We start from the raw sequence: 17,947 nt of genomic DNA, 5'->3' as shown, positions 1-17,947 counted from the left end.
GATGCCCTCCGATCTCGCCCTCGACACCGCCGTCACGCCCGTCCCCGGCTCGCCCGGCCATTACACGACGAATCTGCCCGACGCCTGGAGCTGGAACCTGCCTTCGGGCGGCGTGCTGATGACCGTGGCGCTCCGCGCGATCGAACACACGATCGCCGATGCGACCTTTCGCCCGGTCTCGGCGACGACGCTTTTTTGCAATCCCGTCCCGGCCGGTCCGCTCGACGTCCGCGTCGAGATCCTCCGGCGCGGCAATGCGGCCGTGCAGGCGCGCGCCGCGCTCCGCGCGCAGGCGTCCCCGGGCACGGACCTCGAAGTGAGCGCGACGTTCGCGCGCGAGCGGCCGGGATTCGAGCTCATCGACACGGCGATGCCGCGCGTGCCGGATCCCGAAGATGCGCCGCCCATCGTGGAGCCGCGCCGCTCGGTCGCGGGACGGAACCATTATCCATTCCTCGACAATTTCGACTCGCGCCTGGCGCTCGGGCGCGTCTGGTGGAAGCCGGACTGGCCCGCGGGCGCGGCTCGTTATGGGCGGTGGATGCGTTACAAGATCCCGCAACGCCTCGCGGACGGCACGCTCGATCCGTTCGCGATCCCGCCGATCGCGGACCTCATGCCGCCGGCCCTGCGCCAGAAGCTCGGCCCGGAGGGCCCGCATTTCCACGCGCCGAGCCTCGATCTCACGGTGCATTTCCTCGACCCCACGGCGAGCGAATGGCAACTCGTGAGCGTGTGGGCGCGGCGAGCGCGTGCAGGTTATGCGACGGCGGAGGCGGAGGTGTGGGGCGCCGACGGAAAACTCACGGCGTACGCGACGCAGACGATGTTTCTGCGGAAACCGACGCGGTAGCCGGCAAGAACGGCGCGAGGAGCAGCCCGAGGTAACTTTTCGGCGCGGCGAACAGGACGCCGAGATCGTACGTCTCTTCGTCTTTGGGGCAATGGTGCGTCCCGAAGATCACGTCGAGCAGCGGCGCGACGTTCGCGAAGTTGTGCGATGTGCGTTCGAGGCGCGCGTGGTGCCAGTGGTGGAGCTCGGGCGCGCCGAGGAGCCATTTCAGCGGGCCGAGGGGCAGGCGCACGTTGGAATGGATGAAGATGGCCCACGCGCCCCGGAAGACGATGAACCCCGCGAGCGCCCGCGGCGAGAAGCCGAGCAAGAGCGCCGGCAAGTTCGTCGCGAGCTGCGTGAGGACGCCGTCGACCGGGTGCTCGCGATGCGCCGCGACCCAGTCGAGGTGCTCGCTCGTGTGATGCACGGCGTGGAAGCGCCAGAGAAAATCGAAACCGTGGCAAGCGCGGTGGTACCAGTAGACGCAGACGTCGCCGAGCAGGACAACGAGGACGGCCTGGAGCCAGAAGGGTTGCGCCACGAAAAACCCTCGGAGGCCTTCGGGGAGGTAGCCGCCGATCCAGGTGGAGGCCGTGCGCGCGATGAAAATCGCGAGGGCGTTCCAGACGAGGTATTGCCCGAAAAAGAAGCAGAGGTCGAGCCCCACGGCAGGACGGAAGATCCGCTGGTGTCTGGCCGGAAAAACCCGTTCCAGCGGGACGAACATCACCACGAGCACCGCGAGGCTCGCGAGCGCGGCCCAGAGCGCGTCGAGCGCTTGCAAGAGCTCAGCGCGGGGCATGGGCCTTCGAGGGGGCCGCGTTGTTCGAAGGCGGCACGTTTTGAAGAATGCCTGACTCACCCTTCAGGGCCGCGGAGGCCTGGGAACTGGGCCGGAACATCTTCCCCGATTTCGTCGTGCCGAACATCTCGTCGCCCACGTCGAGCGAGCCCGTGAACTCCGGCGCGACGGCGGACGCGGCAGGCGCGGCGGAGGGCGCGGGCGGCGGGACCGCGGCGCGGGGCTCGGGGACGGCCGAGGCCGCCGGGGGCTCGCTGCGAGAGCAGCCCGTCGAGAGCGAGGCTTGCGTGACGAGGACACCGAGGACGCCGAGGGAGAGCGTCACCGTGGCCATGCGAAGGAGGAGCGAGGCGCGAGGCGATGCAGCCATGGCCGCTTCGACGTACGAGGCCTCCGCGCGCGTTGACGAATTCTTCGAGGACCCGCACGATGCCTCGCGATGGAACGAACGAAGGTGCGATCGGCGGCTCTCCTCGCGCTCGTCGCAGCGCTCGCCCTGCCCTCGCGCGCGCTCGCGGACGCCCTCCCGCCCGCGCCGACCTCCTGTCCCTCCGGCACGCATGGCATCACGGGGCACGCCGGGACGGGCTGCGCGCCCGACCACTGCCCCGTCACCGGGTCGGAAGGCGGCGTCTGCGCCGGCGGTCGGCCTTGCTGCTTGATGGAGGTGTGCAACGCCCGCGACCGAAACCCCTGCGGGCCGGGACAGGAGTGCGTCGAGGTGCGCGCGTGCGTCGCACCGGGCGTCATCCGCACGCCGGGATCGGGGCGCAGCTTTCGCGAGGCCGTGAGCCACGTGAACGAGGACAAAGGCTGCCTCACCCCGGGCACGACGCAGGAAATTGTGGGCACGTGCATGACGAAGACGACCTCCGGCGTGAGCGCCCCGGGCCGCCGCCGCGGCGGCATCTGCTCGGTTGACCTCGACGCTGCGAGCGATTCCCCCGCGCTGCCACTCGCCGCGGCCGCGATGGTTTGTCTCGGCGCATGGGCGCGGAGGCGCAAGTCCCGATGCTGAAATGGTTGCTCATCGGGCTCGTGGTGTTCCTGATCTACCGGCTCGCGCAGAAGCGGCCGCGCTACGATCGGCTGTTCTCCCCGGACCACCTGATGGAGCTCTCGCGCGGGCTCGGCCGCGCGAAGCAGGCCGCGCTCGCGGGCGTGGGGAAAGGGCCGCCCGCGGATCCGTTCGCCGAGGGCAATGCGTTCGTCACGTCCGCCGATATCGCCGTCGCGTACACGGTCGCGAAGGCAGACGAGAAGGACGGCCACGAGCATCACGTCTCGCTCTCCTACCGCGGCGGCGCGTTCGCCCGCGCGGCCGCGGGATTTCTGGCCGCGGCGATCCTCCGCTTGCTCGACGTGCAGGAAAAACCCTGCGTGCTCGCGGTTTCGAATAGCGGCGTCTACCACCTGATTTTCAAGATCCCGGCCGCGGAAGAATCACGCTTCGCGGCGAAGACCGTCCCGGCGCTCGACGAGGAGGCCGCGCGGGCGCTGCTCGGCACGGCGATGGACGACCGGGGAGCGCTGCTCGCGCGTCTCGGCAAGCTCGACGTGAAGCTGCCGAAAGGGGGCGCGTGAAGCCGACGCACATCGCCGATCGAAGAGCGCGCGACGAGCTCGCGCGCCTGCTCGAACGATTCGCCCGGCAGTCCCGCCCGATCCGGGTCGTCAAAAAATCCGAATACTGGCACCAGCGGGCCGCCGGCACGGCGCTCTGGGCCGTGACATTCGGCGGGCAGAACAAGTACCTCACCCATTACGTGACCACGCTCGGCCACACGATCTACGTGCCCGACGATTTCGACGACTGGGAGCCCACCCGCGCGCTCGAAATCCTCCGCCACGAGGCCGTGCACGTCGCGCAATTCGAGCGGTACGGCTGGGTGATCATGGTCCTCTTCTACGGCATCCTGCCCGTGCCGATGGGCCTCTCCTGGTTCCGCGCCCGCCTCGAGTGGGAGGCCTACGAGGAGACGCTGCGCGCCGTCGCCGAGATCGAGGGCCTCGCCGCGGCCCGCGGCCCCGCGCTGCGGGCGGAGATCGTGCGGCGCTTCACGGGGCCGGATTATGGCTGGATGTGGCCTTTCCCGCGCACCGTGGAGCGCTGGATCGACGAGGCGCTCGTGAGGATCGAGGGCGAGCTCGCGCGAAAGGCACCCTCGACACCGTCTCCCGAGAAGCGGTAGCCTGGCCCGAGCCCCGGAGGTAGCCCGCCCGTGTGGATCATCCTGGCCGTCTTCGCCGTCCTCGTCGTCGCCGTCGCGATCTACGACGTGACGCAAAAGAAACACGCGATCCTGCGTAATTTCCCGATCATCGGGCATTTCCGCTACATGCTCGAAGCGGTGGGGCCGGAGCTCCGGCAATACATCGTCACGAACAACGACGAGGAGCGCCCCTTCAGCCGCGACCAGCGCCGCTGGATCTACTCGTCGGCGAAAAAAGAGAACAACTACTTCGGGTTCGGCACGGACAACGACCTCGAGCAGAGCCCGAACTACCTCATCGTCAAGCACGCGGCTTTCCCGCTGCCGGAGCTGCACGCGGGCGAGCCCGGCTACGACCCGGGCTACCGCGTGCCCTGCGCGAAGGTGCTCGGCGGCAAGCGGAACCGGAAAAAGGCATTCCGCGCGAATTCGGTGATCAACTCGTCAGCGATGAGCTACGGCTCGCTCTCGGGCGCGGCCGTGGAGGCGATCAACCGCGGCGCGAAGATCGCGGGCTGCATGCAGAACACCGGCGAAGGCGGCGTATCGCCGCACCACCGGCACGGCGGGGACCTCGTCTGGCAAATCGGCACGGGGTATTTCGGCTGCCGCGACGAGAAAGGACGCTTCAGCATGGAGCGATTCCTGGAGACGGTCGCGTCGGCGCAGATCCGCATGATCGAGATCAAGCTGAGCCAGGGCGCGAAGCCCGGCCTCGGCGGCGTGTTGCCCGGCGCGAAGGTGACATCCGAGATCGCGAAGATCCGCGGCATTCCGATCGGAGAAACCTGCATCAGCCCCGCCGCGCACACGGCGTTCTCCTCGGCCGACGAGCTGCTCGATTTCGCGGAGAAACTCGCCGAGGCGTCGGGCCTGCCCGTGGGGATCAAATCGGCCGTCGGCCAGGAGAAATTCTGGCACGAGCTCGCGAAGCTCATGGGCCGCGGCGATCGGGGCGTCGATTTCATCACGATCGACGGCGGCGAGGGCGGCACGGGCGCGGCTCCGCTCGTGTTCAGCGACCACGTGGCGTTGCCCTTCAAGATCGGGATGAGCCGCATTTATCGCATCTTCGCCGAGGCCGGAATCGCCGAGGACGTGGTCTTCATCGGCTCGGGCAAGCTCGGCTTCCCGCACGCCTCGCTGCTCGCGTTCGCGCTCGGCTGCGACATGGTGAACGTCGCGCGCGAGGCGATGCTCTCGATCGGCTGCATCCAGGCGCAGGAGTGCCACACGGGCCATTGCCCCACGGGCGTCGCCACGCAAAACCGCTGGCTCGTGCGTGGGCTCGACCCGACGGACAAGGCGGCTCGATTCGCGAATTACGTGACCGCCCTGCGCAAGGAGCTGCTCCAGCTCGCGCGGGCCTGCGGCGTGCCGCATCCGGCGCTGGTGACCCTCGACGAGCTGGACATCCTCGACGATCGGCTCCACGCACGCCCGGCGTCCGCGGTCTTCGAGTATCAGCCTGGCTGGGGCCGTCCCTCGGCCGCGGACATGGAGGCGATTCGCGCCATCATGGCCGGCAAACCGGCGCCCGCGCTCCCGAGCGGCGAGGGGCTCGTCATCGCGCCGGCCTGAGCCGCGTTTTTCCCCGCGCTTCGAAAACGAAAGCGCCGCCCGAGGGGGGCGGCGCTTTTTCATTTCACGCGTGCTCCGGAGAGCACCGCGGAAACCTCACTTCGCGTCGACGGGAATCGAGACCGTCTCGGTGAACGGCTCGCACGTCGTGTCCGTGCAGACCGCGCCCTTGAGCTCGGCCTCGATGGTCTTCTTCCCCGGCGCGGCGGCCGTCGCGACCACCGTGAAGCTCAGTTCTTCCTTCGAAACCTTCGCGTCGGCGGCGACGAGCTTCGCCTTCTCGACCGTCACGCCGTCCGGCGCCTTGAGAACGAGCTTGTGCGGGTACTCGAGGTTGACGTGATACGCGCCCTTCGCCTTGACGGTCACGACCGCCGTCGCCTTGCTGCCGGACTTGGCAGACGCGGGCGAAACCTTGAGGTCGTACTTGTCGCCCGCAAATGCGGCGCCAGCAAAAGCAAGGATAGCAACAGCAGCGAGCGAAAGGGCTTTCTTCATGACGACCGTCCTCCTACGTGATTCCGTTTCAGCACGTCCCGTGCCAGACGTCAACGCCCGCCGCACATCCGGAACGGTCGCGAGAAATTACCGTATCCTCGCGATTTTTCGCCGTTACGGGCCGGGACGTCAGGAGACGCAACATACGGGGATGGATCAAGAACGGACCGGGTGGGTAAATATTCATCCACCCAGGGGGACGATCCGCTGTTCGGCACGATAAAACTCGAACCGCTGATCCGTGCCGTGCCAGTACGCCACGCGGACACGGGAAGGAATGGTGAGGCCGCCCTCGCTGCACTCCTCGTCGACCTCGACCCCGAACGGGATCCACGTGAAGCGCTTGTCCTTGGTCTGGTTCGACCAGCGCAGAAGGCTCGCCGAACGCACCCGGCCCGCGTCGTCGATCAAGATCGCCACGGTGTACGGCTCGCCCGCGATGCGGAGCGTGGCGCGGATCGCGTCAGGGCCCTCGACCTCCCAGCGCACGCCACGCGAAGGGAGCAGCGCCGCCGGCGAGAGGATCGATTCGAGCGCAAGCCGGCCCGCCGCCGAACGGCGCACGTCGAGCCCCCGCGCATGCGCCACGGGGACCGCGCCGATCGCATAAAACTCGGTGCCCGCGTCCTCGCCCTCGAGCCAGTCGTACCCCACGAAGCGGCCACGCCCGGCGCCCACCGTGGCCTTCCAGACGAACCCGCGCGGCGGCGCGAGGAGCGCCTCGGCCTCCATCGGTCGCCACGCGTCCGTCGGCGACAGGCGCATCTCGCCCTGAATCGCGAGGCGCACGGCCGGATCGAGAGGCGCCCCCTCGGCGAGCGCATGCCGGAAGTAACGGGCCACAGGCTCGGGGAAGTCGTCGAGCTCGCGAGGATCGAAGCGTCCCTCGGTCGGCCGAGGCAAAAGCGCACGCCAACGCCGATGGATCACGCGGTCGCCATACAGCCGCCGGCCCGCGAGAATGACCGCGCCTCCGAACAACGTGCCCGTGACCCCGTAGACGATGCGGGGGATCAACCTGCCGCCGCCACGAGAAGCCATCCGCTCCTTCGCCTTCCTTTCAGGGCGTCGCGCCGGCGTCCATCTTCGCACGCGAGAGCAGGATGGCCACCTCCATCGGCGTCGGTGTGCCGCAGAGCTCGCTCATCGCAGGCTGAAGCGTCTCGGCGTGTGGCTCGAAACCATCGGCCGTGACGACGACGTTCACCGGGCCACTCGTCCAGAGCTCGCATGCAAGCGAGGCAAGGTCGGTGGGCGGCGGCTTGTCGCGATCGAGGTTGCAGACGAAATTGGCACCGTCGTCGAGCGTCTTCCACGTGGTCGCGTCGGACAGGACGAACGGCGGTTCGTCCCCGGCGCTCCACTCGACGACGATACGAAGATCCGGCGGGAGGGGCTCGCCGTCCGCGCGGATGTCGAGGACGAAGAGCGGCTCGGGGGGTCGTACGGGACAACCCCCCTCGCCGCCATGTCCGCCATCCACATCGGGCGGCGGAGGTTTGGGACGCTCACACGCCACGAGCCCTGCAAGGACGACCCCCAGAAGCCCTATGCTCAAGACGAACGCTCTGCGTGAAGACACAGTGCGTCGGAGAATAACTGATTTTCCCGACGATCACTTGGGCGGGGGCGGGGGCGGGGCGATGGTCGCGAGGTTCAGGCCACCCGGATACTGGTAACTCGTCTGCGCGCCGTACCCCATCACCTGAATGCCCACAGCCTCCGTCGCGGTGAGCACGTGCGCGCCGTTGTTTCCAGACCCGAGCGGGAGGCGCACGATGCCGTATCCCGAGCTGATCGGCTGCGGCGTCTGCGCCACCGGCTGGCCATCGAGCACGAGCTTCGCCCCGACCGGCTGGACGACATCGACGTAACTCTCGTCGTAATCGTTCGGCGCGAGGAAGACGTACTTCAAGCGGAACTGCTCCACCGCCGTCGAGAGGCTCGCGTCCGGATCGCCCTTCGGCTCGGCGCTGAACGGGTCGATGATCGAGGAGCCGAGCTGGAACGTGCCGACGGCAAACTCGTGATCGCCCGTGATCTCGAAGTTGACGTTCACCTGGCCGAGGTCGAAGACCTGGCCCGCGTTGATGCTGAGCGGCGCGCCCGGCGGGATTTCGCCCGCATACGTGAGCTTCGTGCCGTCGACGTTGCCGTAGATGCGGACGACGTGGCCGACGGGCCCGCCGCCCGGCGAGGTCGGGACCGTCACGATGTACCGCTTGCCGAGCGTCTCGGCCGGGAAGACGGACTCCTCGATGTGATCGCAGTACCCGCTCTCCAGCGGGACGTTGATGCACGGGACGCCCGCGATGACCTGCACGGGCTTGGTCGCGAAGATTTGCGAGCCGGAGGGGTCGGCGTCCGGCGCGAAGACCACCTCGACGACCTCGCCTCGGTTCACCGTGAACGACGCGAGGCCGTTCGGACCCGTGCTCGGGATGCCGCCACCCGCGACGATCTCACCCGCCCCGGAGAGCTTGACCTGCACGTTCGTGCCGTCTTGCGTGCCCGTGACCGCGAAGTACGAGCCCATGTTCGCCGCCGGCCAGCCGCCGATGCCCGTGACGCGGTAGTTGCCGGTCATGGCCGTGCTCGGCAGGAGGAGCGAGGCGTCGTTGCTATAGGAAAAACAGTCGTTGAGGCACTGCGCGCCGGGGCACGCGCTCCAGTCCTTGCCCGGCGGGCCGCCCTGCGGGCCGTACTCGAGCGCGTTGAACTGGTAGACCGTGACGGGGCGCGTGGTGACGAGGTGGTAGGCGCCGTTCTGCACGCGCACTGTGTTCGAGAGCGGCGTGGCGCTGCCGCACGCGTCGGCGTCCGGGCCCTTCAGCTCGGGGACCCACGGGAGGTAAATCTTCGCGAGGTCGTTCGCCCCCACGGTCGCGGTGGCGACGGTCGTGGCGCCACGCGTGACCGTGACGTCAGCAGGTTCGTCCCCCGTGTTCGCCACGACGACCGCGTAGTCGAAGATCGACCAGACGTTGTTCGCGACGACCGTGGGCCAGAAGTCACAGCCGATGTACGTGCGCGCCGCCGCAGCTTCCTCGCACGTCTTGGGATCGACGCCGGGATCACCACCGCCGCCCCCGCCGGAGCCGCCGGGGCCGACGAAGACGTCGCCACCCGAGCCGCCGCTGCCGGGCCCACCCGGGCCGCTCGCTCCTTCGCCTCCGGCGCCTCCGTCGCCGAACTCGTTTCGGCCCGATGTCGCAGAGCAGGACACCGCGAGGATCCCCGGAACGAGGAGAAACGCGAATGCAACGAAAGCTGTGTGCTTGAGCCCGGCTGAAGTCATGCGCCCGATTATCCGCCCCGCGCCACGTCAGGCACAAGAGCGATCGGGCGCGCGATGCGCTTCAGTGGGCGGCGCGGTTCCGCTCGTGGATGCTCTCCAGGATGATGACGGCCGTCTCCTCGATCGCTCGGCCCGTGACATCGACGACGGGCCACTCGGGATGCGCGCGGAAGATGTTGTGCGCGAAGTCGAGCTCCGTGCGGACATGCTCCCGCATCGCGTAATTCGTCTCGGGGGGCATGCCGAGCTGGCGCAGGCGCGCCTGGCGGATCTCGCAGAGCTGATCGAGGCCGATCGTGAGGCCGACGATGCGATCGCTCGGCGCCTCCTCGATCTCGTGCGGGAGCGGAACACCGAGCACGAGCGGGAGGTTCGCGACCTTGAGGCCGCGCTGCGCGAGCAGCGTCGACAGCGGCGTCTTCGAGGTGCGCGAGACGCCGACGAGGATGATGTCGGCCTTGCGGAAGTTGCGCGGCTCCTTGCCGTCGTCGCTCTTCACGGCGAACTCGACGGCCTCGATGCGACGGAAGTACTCGTCGCTGAGCGGCAGCATCGCGCTCGGCAGGTTGATCGGCTCGCGATCGAGGAACGTGCCGAGCTTGCCGATGAGCGAGCCGATCACGTCGATCGCCTCGATGCGTAGCTCCGCCGTCGCCGAGTGGATGAACTCGCGCAGCTCGGGGCTCACGACGGTGAACACGAGCAGCGCGCCCTCCTTCGCGGCGCGCTCGAGCACCGGACGCGCGACTTCCTTCGTACGCACACGCGTGTGCAGGCGAATCTGTACGCCCGCCTGCGGGAACTGGAGAAGCGCTGCGCGGACGACCTTCTCCGCAGTCTCCCCCGTGGAGTCGCTCAGCACGTCGATGAACTTGGACATGGGCTTGCTCATTCTCGTCTTCGTCTCGGTCGGATCGAGGAGCGCTGGCGTGGTCGTTTGGGCCACGCCGCTCGAACGACAAGCCTACCCAAAAAGGTTCTTCAACTTGTCCATGAAAGTCTCACGCTCGGGCTCTTGCGGCGCCTCGCCCAGGGTCGACGCGAACTGGGTGATGAGCTCCTTCTGCTCGTCCGTGAGCCGTGTCGGCACTTCGACCCCGATTTCCACGAGCTGATCGCCCCGGCCGCCCATGACGCGGCGCACGATGCCCTTGCCTTTGACGCGGAGCACCGAGCCCGGCTGCGTGCCCGCGGGAATGCGCAGCTTGCCCTTGCCTTCGAGCGTGGGGACCTCGACCTCGCCGCCGAGCGCGGCGACCGGGAAGGAGATCGGGAGCGAGCAGACGACATCGTCGCCGACACGGCGGAAAAACTCATGCGGAGCGACGCGGATCGTGAGCTCGAGGTCGCCCGGCGCGCGATCGGGGCGCGTGCAGTTGCCGCCGCGCTCGACGAGGCGCGTGGCGCCGTTCTCGATGCCCGCGGGGATCGTGACCTCGATCGTGCGTGACTTCGCGATGACGCCCGCGCCGCGGCAGTTCTTGCACGGATCGAGCACGATGCGGCCCGTGCCGCGGCAGCGCGTGCACGGGCGCTCGATCGCGATCGGGAAGACGCCCTGCTGCATGCGGACGCGGCCGCGGCCGAGGCAGAGGCTGCAGCGCTCGGTCTGCGTGCCCTTCGCCGCGCCGACACCGCCGCAGTCGCCGCAGGGCTCGACGCGCTCGTACGTGATCTCCTTCGTGCAGCCGAACGCGGCTTCCTCGAAGCTGATGCGGATCTCTTTCTGGAGGTTGCCGCGGTCGCCGACCTTGATGCCGAGCGCACCGAGCAGATCGCCGAAGAGACCGTCGATGTTGAGGTCGTTCAGATCGACGTAGCCCGCGCCGCCGAAGGGGCTGCCCGGCTGCGCGGCGCCGCCGACGCCCATCGGGCCGAAGCGATCGAACGCGGCGCGCTTCTGCGGATCACTGAGGATCTGGTAGGCCGCGTTGATCTCCTTGAAGCGCTGATGCGCCCCATCGTCACCCGGGTTCTTGTCCGGATGGTGCTGCGCGGCGAGCTTGCGGAAGGCGCTCTTGATCTCGTCCTGCGTCGCCGAGCGGTCGACGCCGAGCACATCGTAGGGATCGCGCACGGGGGCCGGAATAGCACCGATCCGGACGAGGGCCCAGGGGGTTCGGGCTGGGCCGAGCGCGCGTTCAGGGGAGAACTTTGCGCGTCGGGCACTCGCCGTCGCCCTGGTAGTCGCCGAGCGTGCGCGCTTGGGCGAGCACGTAGTCGTATGCGGTCTCGATCGGGACGCCGGCGAGGCTGTACTTGTCGGGCGGGAAAACGTCGGCGGCTTTCGTCTGTTTCAGCTCGTCGAGCGTGGTCTCGCCGTCGTTGTTCGCGTCCGCGTCGGCGATGTACTGCGCGTAGCGCGCCGTGACCTCGGCGCCGGCCGTGATGTTGTTGAAGAACCAATGATCGCCGTGGATCGTGGGTTTGACCGGCACGGTGCCGCCGGCCGGGACCGCGAAGCCGGGGATCTCGTCCTCCGTGGCGCAGTCATCGTACGAAGTGCCGGCGGCGAGGCCCCAGCGGAAGGTCTTCTGCGTGGTGCCGTTGTCGAGCGTGCCCTCGATGTAGAGGGAATAGCCGTTGTCGACGAGCAGCGTGACGTCGGCCTCGGCCGTGTCCCCGAGGCCCTTGGCGCCGGGTTTGGCGTTCGGCAGGTCGAAGCCGAAGCGGTCCCAGCGGGTCGCGCTCACGTCCTCGAACGTCGCCACGACGTATCCGCCCGCGGGCACCTTCTTCAGGTCGAGGACGTAGACGTCGGGCGCGGTGAGCGTCTCGGTCGCGTCGGAGCGGGAGGTGCGGATGTTGCCGATCGTGATGAGGAAGCGCTCGTAGTCGACGCTCCAGCCGTCCTGGATGTCCTCTTCGCCCATGCCGGCGGCGAGGCCGTTCGGGATGGTGTCTTCGGCCTCGACGAAGATCTGGGCCGAGCCTTTCTCGGCCGTCGCGCCGTCCTCGCCGCCGCAGCCGACGACGAAGAGGGCCGCGCTCGAGAGGGCGACGAGCTGCGCACGGATCCCGCACATTCGCATCACTTGAATCACCTCCGCAAAAGCAACGCGAAACAAGTAGCAAACGAGTTGCAGTAGCGCAAGGGCGAACGGGAGCGCTCGCGCGGCGCATCGGCGCGCGCGTGGGAGCGCCCGGGGCGGCTTGAATCACTTGGTGAGGGTGTACGTGTCGATGATCGGGTCGGTCTCGTCGGGCCGGATCTCGTGCGACTCGATGGTCAGCGAGGTCTTGTTGGCCTTGAGGAACGAGTAGAAGCCGAAGACGGTCTTGCTGTCGTAGGCCGCGCTCTTGTCGGTCCACACGCTGGTTCCGGCGCCATACGCATCGGCGCCCGCGCCGGCGCAAACCATGTAGACGGTGCCCTTCGCGGGCGGCGCCTGAACGACGGGCTCGAGCGTGCCCTCGGCGAGCGGGCCGGTGAGCGGCTTCGTGCGCTCGTAGTTGTGGTCGTGGCCGAGGACCATGAGGTCGACCTGGTACTGGTCCCAAATCGGCACGAAGAACTGCCGCCCGAGCAGCACGTCCGAATCGGTGCCGTGCGACGAGGAGGAGAACTCGGCGTGATGGTGCATGCCGACGATCCACGGCACGTTCGCGCGATTCGCGTGCGCCGCCTCGAGGTCCTTCTCGAGCCACGCCTTCAGCATCGGCGCGTATTCGGGTTTTCCGGTCGGAGACGTGATCCAGAAGTCGTCGACGACCACGACGTGGACCGGGCCGATGTCGACCGAATAAAAGAGCTCGGTGTAATCGGGGAATTTCGTGGTGTCCTGGGGGAGGACCACGCTGCTGTAGAAATGGGTCGTGTGGTTCTCGTGGTTGCCGTGCGTCGAGAGGGTGAGGATCTGGCCGAGCGTGAGGAGGCTGTCGTCGGCGTCCTTCGCCGCGAGATCGAGCCACTTGTGCCATTCGCCCTGGTCGGTGGCGAAATTGATCATGTCGCCCGAGAAAAGCTGGGCCGTGACGCCGGCCTTCATCATGCGGCGCTGGATGAGGCGCCAGGCCTGGTTGTCCTGGCCGCGCGCGTCGCCCGAGACGCCGAGGACGACCTCGACATTGGGATCCTTCGGCGTGGTCGTGAAGGAATGGACCTCGCTCCAGACCTCCTTGCCCGCAGGGCCGCCGCCGACACGATAATAATAGGTCGTCGCCGGGCTCAGGCCGCAGAGGTAGGCCTCGTGCATGCGATCGTCGCCTTGCGGGGCGAAGAGGCCTTCCGGGGTCACCCACGTGACGCCATTCTTGCGATTCGCGGCGGGCCAGGTCGACGGGTCGGGCGTGGTGCCCCACTGGATCTCGCTGGCGAGGGTCTCCGGGTCGGTCTGCCAGCCGAAGCCCGCGGAGGTCGCGGGGTCGGCGCGGCCCGGGGCATCGAGCTCGACGTTGCCGCCGAGGCCGAGGCGGACGCGGCGGATGTCGGGCGCGGCCGACACCTTGGCGCTGCCGCGCTGGAAATTGAGATATTCGGGGCGGGTCGCGATCTCGAAATCGCAGCCCTCGGGCTGGAAGCGCTCGATGTTGGGCTCGGGCGGCGGCGGGTTCTGGTTCGGCTCGTCCGCGCAGGCAGGCGCGAGGAGCGCGAGGCCGGCGAGGCTCGCGAGGCCGGCGAGGCCGAATGCATACGAAGCGATCGTTTTCTTCATGAAGCCATCTCCCTCGTCAGAAGCCTGCCGTTGCCTGGAGCATCACGCGTGCGCCTTCGAAACCCACATCGTAGAAGAGCTGCGCCTTGAGCCGGTGCCCGCGATCGAAAAAGCCGTTCACCCCGCCGCCGATGGCGTACCCCGCGCCAAGCAGGTCGATGTCACGATATTGCGCCCGCGCGACGAGCTCGACGTGCTCGCGGAGGAGCCCGAACGGCAAAAAATACCCGAGTTGCGCGGAGGTCACGAGCCAGCGAATGTCGTCAGGCTCCGATCCCTGCGCCCCGGGCGGTGGGTTCCCGTCTTGGACCCGATAAAGGATCTCCCCATAAAACGAGGCGCCGGCGTACCAGAAGCCAACGTCGGCGCCTGCCGCGAGTCCCTCGGAGTCGCCCGCGAGGGTCGTCGAGCCCCCTCCCTGCGGCGGCTCCTGGTATCGATACGATACCTTCGTGCGGAGCCCGCTCGCGCCGATCGACAAGACCGGCTTGCGCCTCTGGGAGGTCGGCCGAAGGTCTCCCTCGAACGACGGCGCCGGGCCGAGCGGCTGGAGCTCGATTCGCCCCGCGTAAAGGAGCCACGGTTTGTCGACCTCGAACGTAAGATTGAACGGGGCCCCGAGCGGAAACGAAGTGCCCCACCCGCCATTGTAGACGCCCGCGAGCAGGCGAATCTTTCGTTCGAGAAAGTCGACGCCGAGCATGCCGCCGAGCTGCCGGCCGGGGATCATCGCCGAGATGGCCCCCGCGAGCTCGGGCGTCTGCAGGCCGATGGGCTGGATCAAGTTCTGCCGGCTGATCGGCACGCGAAACCGGCCGAGCGTGACGTCGATGCCGAAGAAGCGGCTGCGATGCGGGGTGACGACGGCGTACGCGTCGAGCAGCCACGGAGGCGCCGGGACGGCACCGGCCACCGGCGCGAGGTCGATCTCCGTATGCATCGTGGCCCAGCGCCCGAGCGTCGCGACGGCGCCAAACCGCGCCTGCGGTACGGAGAACTGGACGTCGACGTCTGGGTCCCCGAACGGAGTCACCGGCGCGATCGTCACGCGCGGCGAGACCCACCCATAAAGATCGAGCGCGACCGCCGGTTTTTCGAACGTCGCGACCCGGACCTGGGCCTCCGCCACGCGCGCCGAGGCACTCGCGGCAACCACGATCGCGGTGAAGGCAAGGGCGCGGCGCATGAAACCCCGCGGCGAGCTTAGGCCGAAGCGCCGCGGCGGGGAACCCCTGTCGGGTTTGGGACGGCGCGTCAGGAGCCGGGAGCGAGGCGATAATCGCCCGACGAAGTCCGCAGGACGCGCCCCTCGCGCACGAGCTTGACGAGGTGCGCTTCGAGGCTCATCCGCGCAAGGGGCCAGAGGAAAGGCGGCGTGTCGGCGTACGCAACGGGCAGGAGCGCATCGAGGCTCGCGCCCTCGGGAGGCATCGAGGCGAACGCCGCGACGACCTTGGCCTCACGCGCAAGGCGATGCGTGATGTAACGGCGGAAGAGCGTGGTCGGCTCGTCGATGGGCTCGCCGTGCGCGGGCAGCGCGACCGAAGCGGACAAACCCGCGAGGCGATCGAGCTGCGCGAGGTACTCGATCATGTCGCCGTCCACGGGCTCGATGAGGATCGTACCCTCGCTCGCGACCATGTCGCCGACGATCACGGCCCCCGTGTCCTCGTCGAGGAGGCAGACGTGGCCCGGCGCGTGGCCCGGGGTGTGGAGCACACGGAGCGGCATGGTGCGTGGGCCGGCGAGGACGATCCGCTCGCCATCCTCGATGTAGCGATCGATCCGGACCTCCCCGGCGAGGCGCGCGGCCGTCTCGCGGTGCGCGAGCAGCGGCAGGCGGAGCTCGTCCGCGAAAAACGAGGCGCCGCCCACATGATCCGCGTGGTGATGGGTGAGGACGATGCCGATGGGGTGGCGGCCGTGGCTCGAAAGGGAGCGCGCCCACGCGAGCCATTCACGCCGCTCGTCATCGAACGGCGTTGCCGGCTCGACGAGCAAAACCTCCCGCTCGCCCAGCGCGTAGCTGTTCGTGTGGGTGGCGGGAGGCAAGGTGGGCGTGAGCGCGGGAAAACGCTCGACGCCCAGCGTGACACGCCACGGCCGCCCCATGTCTCTACCGCTCGAGGACGACGGCGAGCGCCTCGCCACCGCCGATGCACAACGTCGCCAGGCCGCGTTTGTCGCCGCGATCCTTCATCGCGTGGATCATCGTGGTGAGCATGCGCGCGCCCGTCGCGCCGATCGGGTGGCCGAGCGCGACGGCGCCGCCGCGCACGTTGACGCGGGCGTTGTCGATGCCGACGAGCTTGTTCACGGCCAGCGTGACCACGGCGAAGGCCTCGTTGATCTCCCAGACGTCGATCTGCTCCTTCGTGAGCTTGGTCCGGGCGAGCGTGTTCTCGATGGCGGCCGCGGGCGCCGTCGTGAACCACTCGGGCTCCTGGGCGGCGCCGCCGTAGCCGGCGATCCGCGCGAGCGGCTCGAGGCCGAGCTCCTTCACGGCCTTCTCGCTGGCGAGCACGAGCGCCGAGGCGCCGTCGTTGATCGAGGAGGCGTTCGCCGCGGTGATGGTGCCGTCCTTCTGGAACGCGGGCTTGAGCGTGCCGATCTTGTCGGGCTTGCCGGCGGGCGGGCCCTCGTCGAGCTTCACGACCACGGCGTCGCCCTTCTTCTGCGGGACGTTGACGGGCACGATCTCCGCGTCGAACAGGCCTTCCTTCTGCGCGGCGAGGGCGCGACGGAAGCTCTCCTTGGCGAACTCGTCCTGGGCCTCGCGAGAGAACTCGTACTTCTTGGCACACAGCTCACCGGCGTTGCCCATGTGGAAGTTGCCGTAGGGATCCCACAGGCCGTCGTGGATCATGCCGTCGACGATCTTGTTGTCCCCCATGCGGTAGCCGTTACGCGCCTGCGTGAGGTAGTACGGCACGTTCGACATCGACTCCATGCCGCCGGCGACCACGATCTCGGCGTCGCCGAGCGCGATGCTCTTGGCGCCGAGGATCACGGCCTGCATGCCCGAGCCGCAGACCTTGCCGACGGTCGTCGCCGGGACGTTCTTCGGGATGTTCGCGTAGATGGCGGCCTGGCGCGCGGGGGCCTGGCCGACGCCGGCGCCGAGGACGTTGCCCATGAAGACCTCGCCGACGCGATCGGCCGGGACCTTCGCGCGGCTGAGCGCGGCCTCGATGGCAGCGGCGCCGAGGCGCGGGGCGGGCAGGGCCGAGAGGGCGCCGAGGAAGGCGCCGATGGGCGTGCGAGCGGCGCCGACGATGTACACGGGAACGGGCAAGGTCATCGCATCCTCCGGGAGGCTCGGGCGCAACGTAGCGCGCGCCCCGGAGAAGCGAACTACTCCAACATGTTGCACTGCACAAGCGACGCGTCCCGATCCGCCTCGAGGGCCTTGGCGAGCGAGCGCCTGCCGCGGTGGAGGCGGCTCATGACGGTGCCCACGGGCACACCGAGCTTCTCGGCGGCGTCCTTGTAGGACATCTCCTGGAGGTCCACGAGGATGAGGGCCTCGCGATAGACCGGCTGGATGGCCTCGAGCGCGCGGAGCGTGGGCGGCGAGAGAGCGGTCATCTCGGAGACCGCGGGCGCGGCCGTCCACGCGTTCGGGTCGGAATAGAGGACGTCGAGGGCACGGCGCTCGCGGCGGTTGCGGCGACACTTCGTGATGAAGACGCTGAAGAGGATCTGATGGACCCACGCCTTCAGGTTCGTGCCGGGGCGATACTGGTTCTCGAAGCGGAGGGCGCGCTCGACGGTGTCCTGCACGAGGTCCTCGGCGAGGGCGCTGGAGCGCGACATACGAAGCGCGCGGCCGAAGAGCTCGGGGGCCATCGCGGCGACGCCTCGGCGGAGCTCCTCGATCGAGTTGGCCTGGAGAGACTTCGAGGGGGCGGGCGTGGTGGCGAGGACCTGGGCGAGCATGGGATGTGACCTCCTGGTGACCACCGCCTTTCGCAAGGCAGGTGCCCAGGGGTGGCCAGCCCTAAGTGCTCGGAATGATTAGGGGGGGAAGGGACGAGTGTCCGCCGGACGTGTCAAATCGACACC

At 68.6% G+C, this 17,947-nt stretch carries 19 protein-coding genes; 5 read left to right on the top strand and 14 right to left on the bottom strand.

The features are described 5' to 3' along the window. Window position 1 precedes the first annotated feature (1 nt). A complete protein-coding gene (locus KEG38_RS14165) occupies window positions 2-853 on the top strand; it encodes an acyl-CoA thioesterase (RefSeq protein WP_272419959.1) in 852 nt (283 codons plus the stop codon). Here the strand turns inward: KEG38_RS14165 and KEG38_RS14160 are convergent. After that, entirely contained in the window at window positions 804-1,637 is an 834-nt protein-coding gene (locus KEG38_RS14160) for a sterol desaturase family protein (protein WP_272419958.1), read from the bottom strand. The genes KEG38_RS14165 and KEG38_RS14160 overlap by 50 nt on opposite strands. Continuing rightward, a complete protein-coding gene (locus tag KEG38_RS14155) occupies window positions 1,624-2,007 on the bottom strand; it encodes a hypothetical protein (protein WP_272419957.1) in 384 nt (127 codons plus the stop codon). The genes KEG38_RS14160 and KEG38_RS14155 overlap by 14 nt, the downstream gene beginning before the upstream one ends. Window positions 2,008-2,076: 69 nt before the next feature. On the opposite strand from KEG38_RS14155, the gene KEG38_RS14150 reads away from it, so the two are divergent. Genes KEG38_RS14150 through KEG38_RS14135 form a run of 4 tightly spaced genes read left to right on the top strand, consistent with a single transcriptional unit; the run spans window position 2,077 to window position 5,431 of the window. Further along, the gene (locus KEG38_RS14150; protein WP_272419956.1) at window positions 2,077-2,655 is read left to right on the top strand and encodes a hypothetical protein; all 579 of its coding nucleotides are present in this window, start codon (window positions 2,077-2,079) and stop codon (window positions 2,653-2,655) included. Beyond that, window positions 2,649-3,221 carry a hypothetical protein gene (locus KEG38_RS14145; RefSeq protein ID WP_272419955.1) on the top strand — a complete coding sequence of 191 codons (573 nt, stop codon included), beginning with the start codon at window positions 2,649-2,651 and terminating at the stop codon, window positions 3,219-3,221. Before KEG38_RS14150 ends, KEG38_RS14145 begins: the two co-directional genes overlap by 7 nt. Next, a complete protein-coding gene (locus KEG38_RS14140; protein WP_272419954.1) occupies window positions 3,218-3,829 on the top strand; it encodes a hypothetical protein in 612 nt (203 codons plus the stop codon). Before KEG38_RS14145 ends, KEG38_RS14140 begins: the two co-directional genes overlap by 4 nt. A 30-nt stretch (window positions 3,830-3,859) precedes the next feature. Next, on the top strand, window positions 3,860-5,431 hold the full coding sequence (locus KEG38_RS14135) for an FMN-binding glutamate synthase family protein (RefSeq protein ID WP_272419953.1): 1,572 nt from the start codon (window positions 3,860-3,862) through the stop codon (window positions 5,429-5,431). A gap of 96 nt (window positions 5,432-5,527) precedes the next feature. Here KEG38_RS14135 and KEG38_RS14130 read toward each other — a convergent pair whose 3' ends face one another. The 12 genes from KEG38_RS14130 to KEG38_RS14075 all read right to left on the bottom strand — a co-directional run bounded on the left by KEG38_RS14130 (window position 5,528) and on the right by KEG38_RS14075 (window position 17,821). Further along, window positions 5,528-5,929 carry a hypothetical protein gene (locus KEG38_RS14130; protein WP_272419952.1) on the bottom strand — a complete coding sequence of 134 codons (402 nt, stop codon included), beginning with the start codon at window positions 5,927-5,929 and terminating at the stop codon, window positions 5,528-5,530. A 183-nt stretch (window positions 5,930-6,112) separates the two neighbouring features. Then, window positions 6,113-6,970: a DUF6544 family protein gene (locus tag KEG38_RS14125; protein ID WP_272419951.1), complete on the bottom strand. Its 858-nt coding sequence runs from the start codon at window positions 6,968-6,970 to the stop codon at window positions 6,113-6,115. 19 nt (window positions 6,971-6,989) lie between these two features. After that, entirely contained in the window at window positions 6,990-7,487 is a 498-nt protein-coding gene (locus KEG38_RS14120) for a hypothetical protein (protein ID WP_272419950.1), read from the bottom strand. 57 nt (window positions 7,488-7,544) lie between these two features. Beyond that, window positions 7,545-9,227, bottom strand: a complete 1,683-nt coding sequence (locus tag KEG38_RS14115; protein ID WP_272419949.1) for an IgGFc-binding protein — start codon at window positions 9,225-9,227, stop codon at window positions 7,545-7,547. Between the two features lie 61 nt (window positions 9,228-9,288). Further along, on the bottom strand, window positions 9,289-10,119 hold the full coding sequence (locus KEG38_RS14110) for a pyruvate, water dikinase regulatory protein (protein ID WP_136929456.1): 831 nt from the start codon (window positions 10,117-10,119) through the stop codon (window positions 9,289-9,291). Between the two features lie 72 nt (window positions 10,120-10,191). Next, the gene (gene dnaJ, locus KEG38_RS14105) at window positions 10,192-11,304 is read right to left on the bottom strand and encodes a molecular chaperone DnaJ (RefSeq protein WP_272419948.1); all 1,113 of its coding nucleotides are present in this window, start codon (window positions 11,302-11,304) and stop codon (window positions 10,192-10,194) included. 64 nt (window positions 11,305-11,368) lie between these two features. Next, window positions 11,369-12,259 (bottom strand): hypothetical protein, encoded by an 891-nt coding sequence (locus tag KEG38_RS14100; protein WP_272420124.1) that lies wholly within the window; start codon window positions 12,257-12,259, stop codon window positions 11,369-11,371. 126 nt (window positions 12,260-12,385) lie between these two features. Further along, window positions 12,386-13,882, bottom strand: coding sequence for a purple acid phosphatase family protein (locus KEG38_RS14095; RefSeq protein ID WP_272419947.1), 1,497 nt, complete (start codon window positions 13,880-13,882; stop codon window positions 12,386-12,388). Window positions 13,883-13,898: 16 nt separating this feature from the next. Next, on the bottom strand, window positions 13,899-15,068 hold the full coding sequence (locus KEG38_RS14090) for a putative porin (protein WP_272419946.1): 1,170 nt from the start codon (window positions 15,066-15,068) through the stop codon (window positions 13,899-13,901). Between the two features lie 68 nt (window positions 15,069-15,136). Further along, complete coding sequence (locus KEG38_RS14085) at window positions 15,137-15,994, bottom strand: MBL fold metallo-hydrolase (protein WP_272419945.1); 858 nt, start codon at window positions 15,992-15,994, stop codon at window positions 15,137-15,139. Between the two features lie 4 nt (window positions 15,995-15,998). Continuing rightward, a complete protein-coding gene (locus KEG38_RS14080; RefSeq protein WP_272419944.1) occupies window positions 15,999-17,183 on the bottom strand; it encodes a thiolase family protein in 1,185 nt (394 codons plus the stop codon). A 53-nt stretch (window positions 17,184-17,236) separates the two neighbouring features. Then, window positions 17,237-17,821, bottom strand: a complete 585-nt coding sequence (locus KEG38_RS14075; RefSeq protein WP_272419943.1) for an RNA polymerase sigma factor — start codon at window positions 17,819-17,821, stop codon at window positions 17,237-17,239. Between the last annotated feature and the right edge of the window lie 126 nt (window positions 17,822-17,947).

The sequence above is a fragment of the Polyangium jinanense genome (genome assembly GCF_028435265.1).
In the GTDB taxonomy this organism is placed as follows: domain Bacteria; phylum Myxococcota_A; class Polyangia; order Polyangiales; family Polyangiaceae; genus Polyangium; species Polyangium jinanense.
The sequence above is the reverse complement of the archived record's forward strand: the minus strand, read 5'-3'. Positions and strand labels throughout refer to the sequence as shown.

Excerpts from the sequence above, each read along its gene's own strand:
- KEG38_RS14165 (WP_272419959.1), top strand. The coding sequence starts at position 2 with ATGCCCTCCGATCTCGCCCTCGACACCGCCGTCACGCCCGTCCCCGGC.
- KEG38_RS14160 (WP_272419958.1), bottom strand. The coding sequence starts at position 1,637 with ATGCCCCGCGCTGAGCTCTTGCAAGCGCTCGACGCGCTCTGGGCCGCG.
- KEG38_RS14155 (WP_272419957.1), bottom strand. The coding sequence starts at position 2,007 with ATGGCTGCATCGCCTCGCGCCTCGCTCCTCCTTCGCATGGCCACGGTG.
- KEG38_RS14150 (WP_272419956.1), top strand. The coding sequence starts at position 2,077 with ATGGAACGAACGAAGGTGCGATCGGCGGCTCTCCTCGCGCTCGTCGCA.
- KEG38_RS14145 (WP_272419955.1), top strand. The coding sequence starts at position 2,649 with ATGCTGAAATGGTTGCTCATCGGGCTCGTGGTGTTCCTGATCTACCGG.
- KEG38_RS14130 (WP_272419952.1), bottom strand. The coding sequence starts at position 5,929 with ATGAAGAAAGCCCTTTCGCTCGCTGCTGTTGCTATCCTTGCTTTTGCT.
- KEG38_RS14125 (WP_272419951.1), bottom strand. The coding sequence starts at position 6,970 with ATGGCTTCTCGTGGCGGCGGCAGGTTGATCCCCCGCATCGTCTACGGG.
- KEG38_RS14115 (WP_272419949.1), bottom strand. The coding sequence starts at position 9,227 with ATGACTTCAGCCGGGCTCAAGCACACAGCTTTCGTTGCATTCGCGTTT.
- KEG38_RS14110 (WP_136929456.1), bottom strand. The coding sequence starts at position 10,119 with ATGAGCAAGCCCATGTCCAAGTTCATCGACGTGCTGAGCGACTCCACG.
- KEG38_RS14100 (WP_272420124.1), bottom strand. The coding sequence starts at position 12,259 with ATGCGAATGTGCGGGATCCGTGCGCAGCTCGTCGCCCTCTCGAGCGCG.
- KEG38_RS14095 (WP_272419947.1), bottom strand. The coding sequence starts at position 13,882 with ATGAAGAAAACGATCGCTTCGTATGCATTCGGCCTCGCCGGCCTCGCG.
- KEG38_RS14090 (WP_272419946.1), bottom strand. The coding sequence starts at position 15,068 with ATGCGCCGCGCCCTTGCCTTCACCGCGATCGTGGTTGCCGCGAGTGCC.
- KEG38_RS14085 (WP_272419945.1), bottom strand. The coding sequence starts at position 15,994 with ATGGGGCGGCCGTGGCGTGTCACGCTGGGCGTCGAGCGTTTTCCCGCG.
- KEG38_RS14080 (WP_272419944.1), bottom strand. The coding sequence starts at position 17,183 with ATGACCTTGCCCGTTCCCGTGTACATCGTCGGCGCCGCTCGCACGCCC.
- KEG38_RS14075 (WP_272419943.1), bottom strand. The coding sequence starts at position 17,821 with ATGCTCGCCCAGGTCCTCGCCACCACGCCCGCCCCCTCGAAGTCTCTC.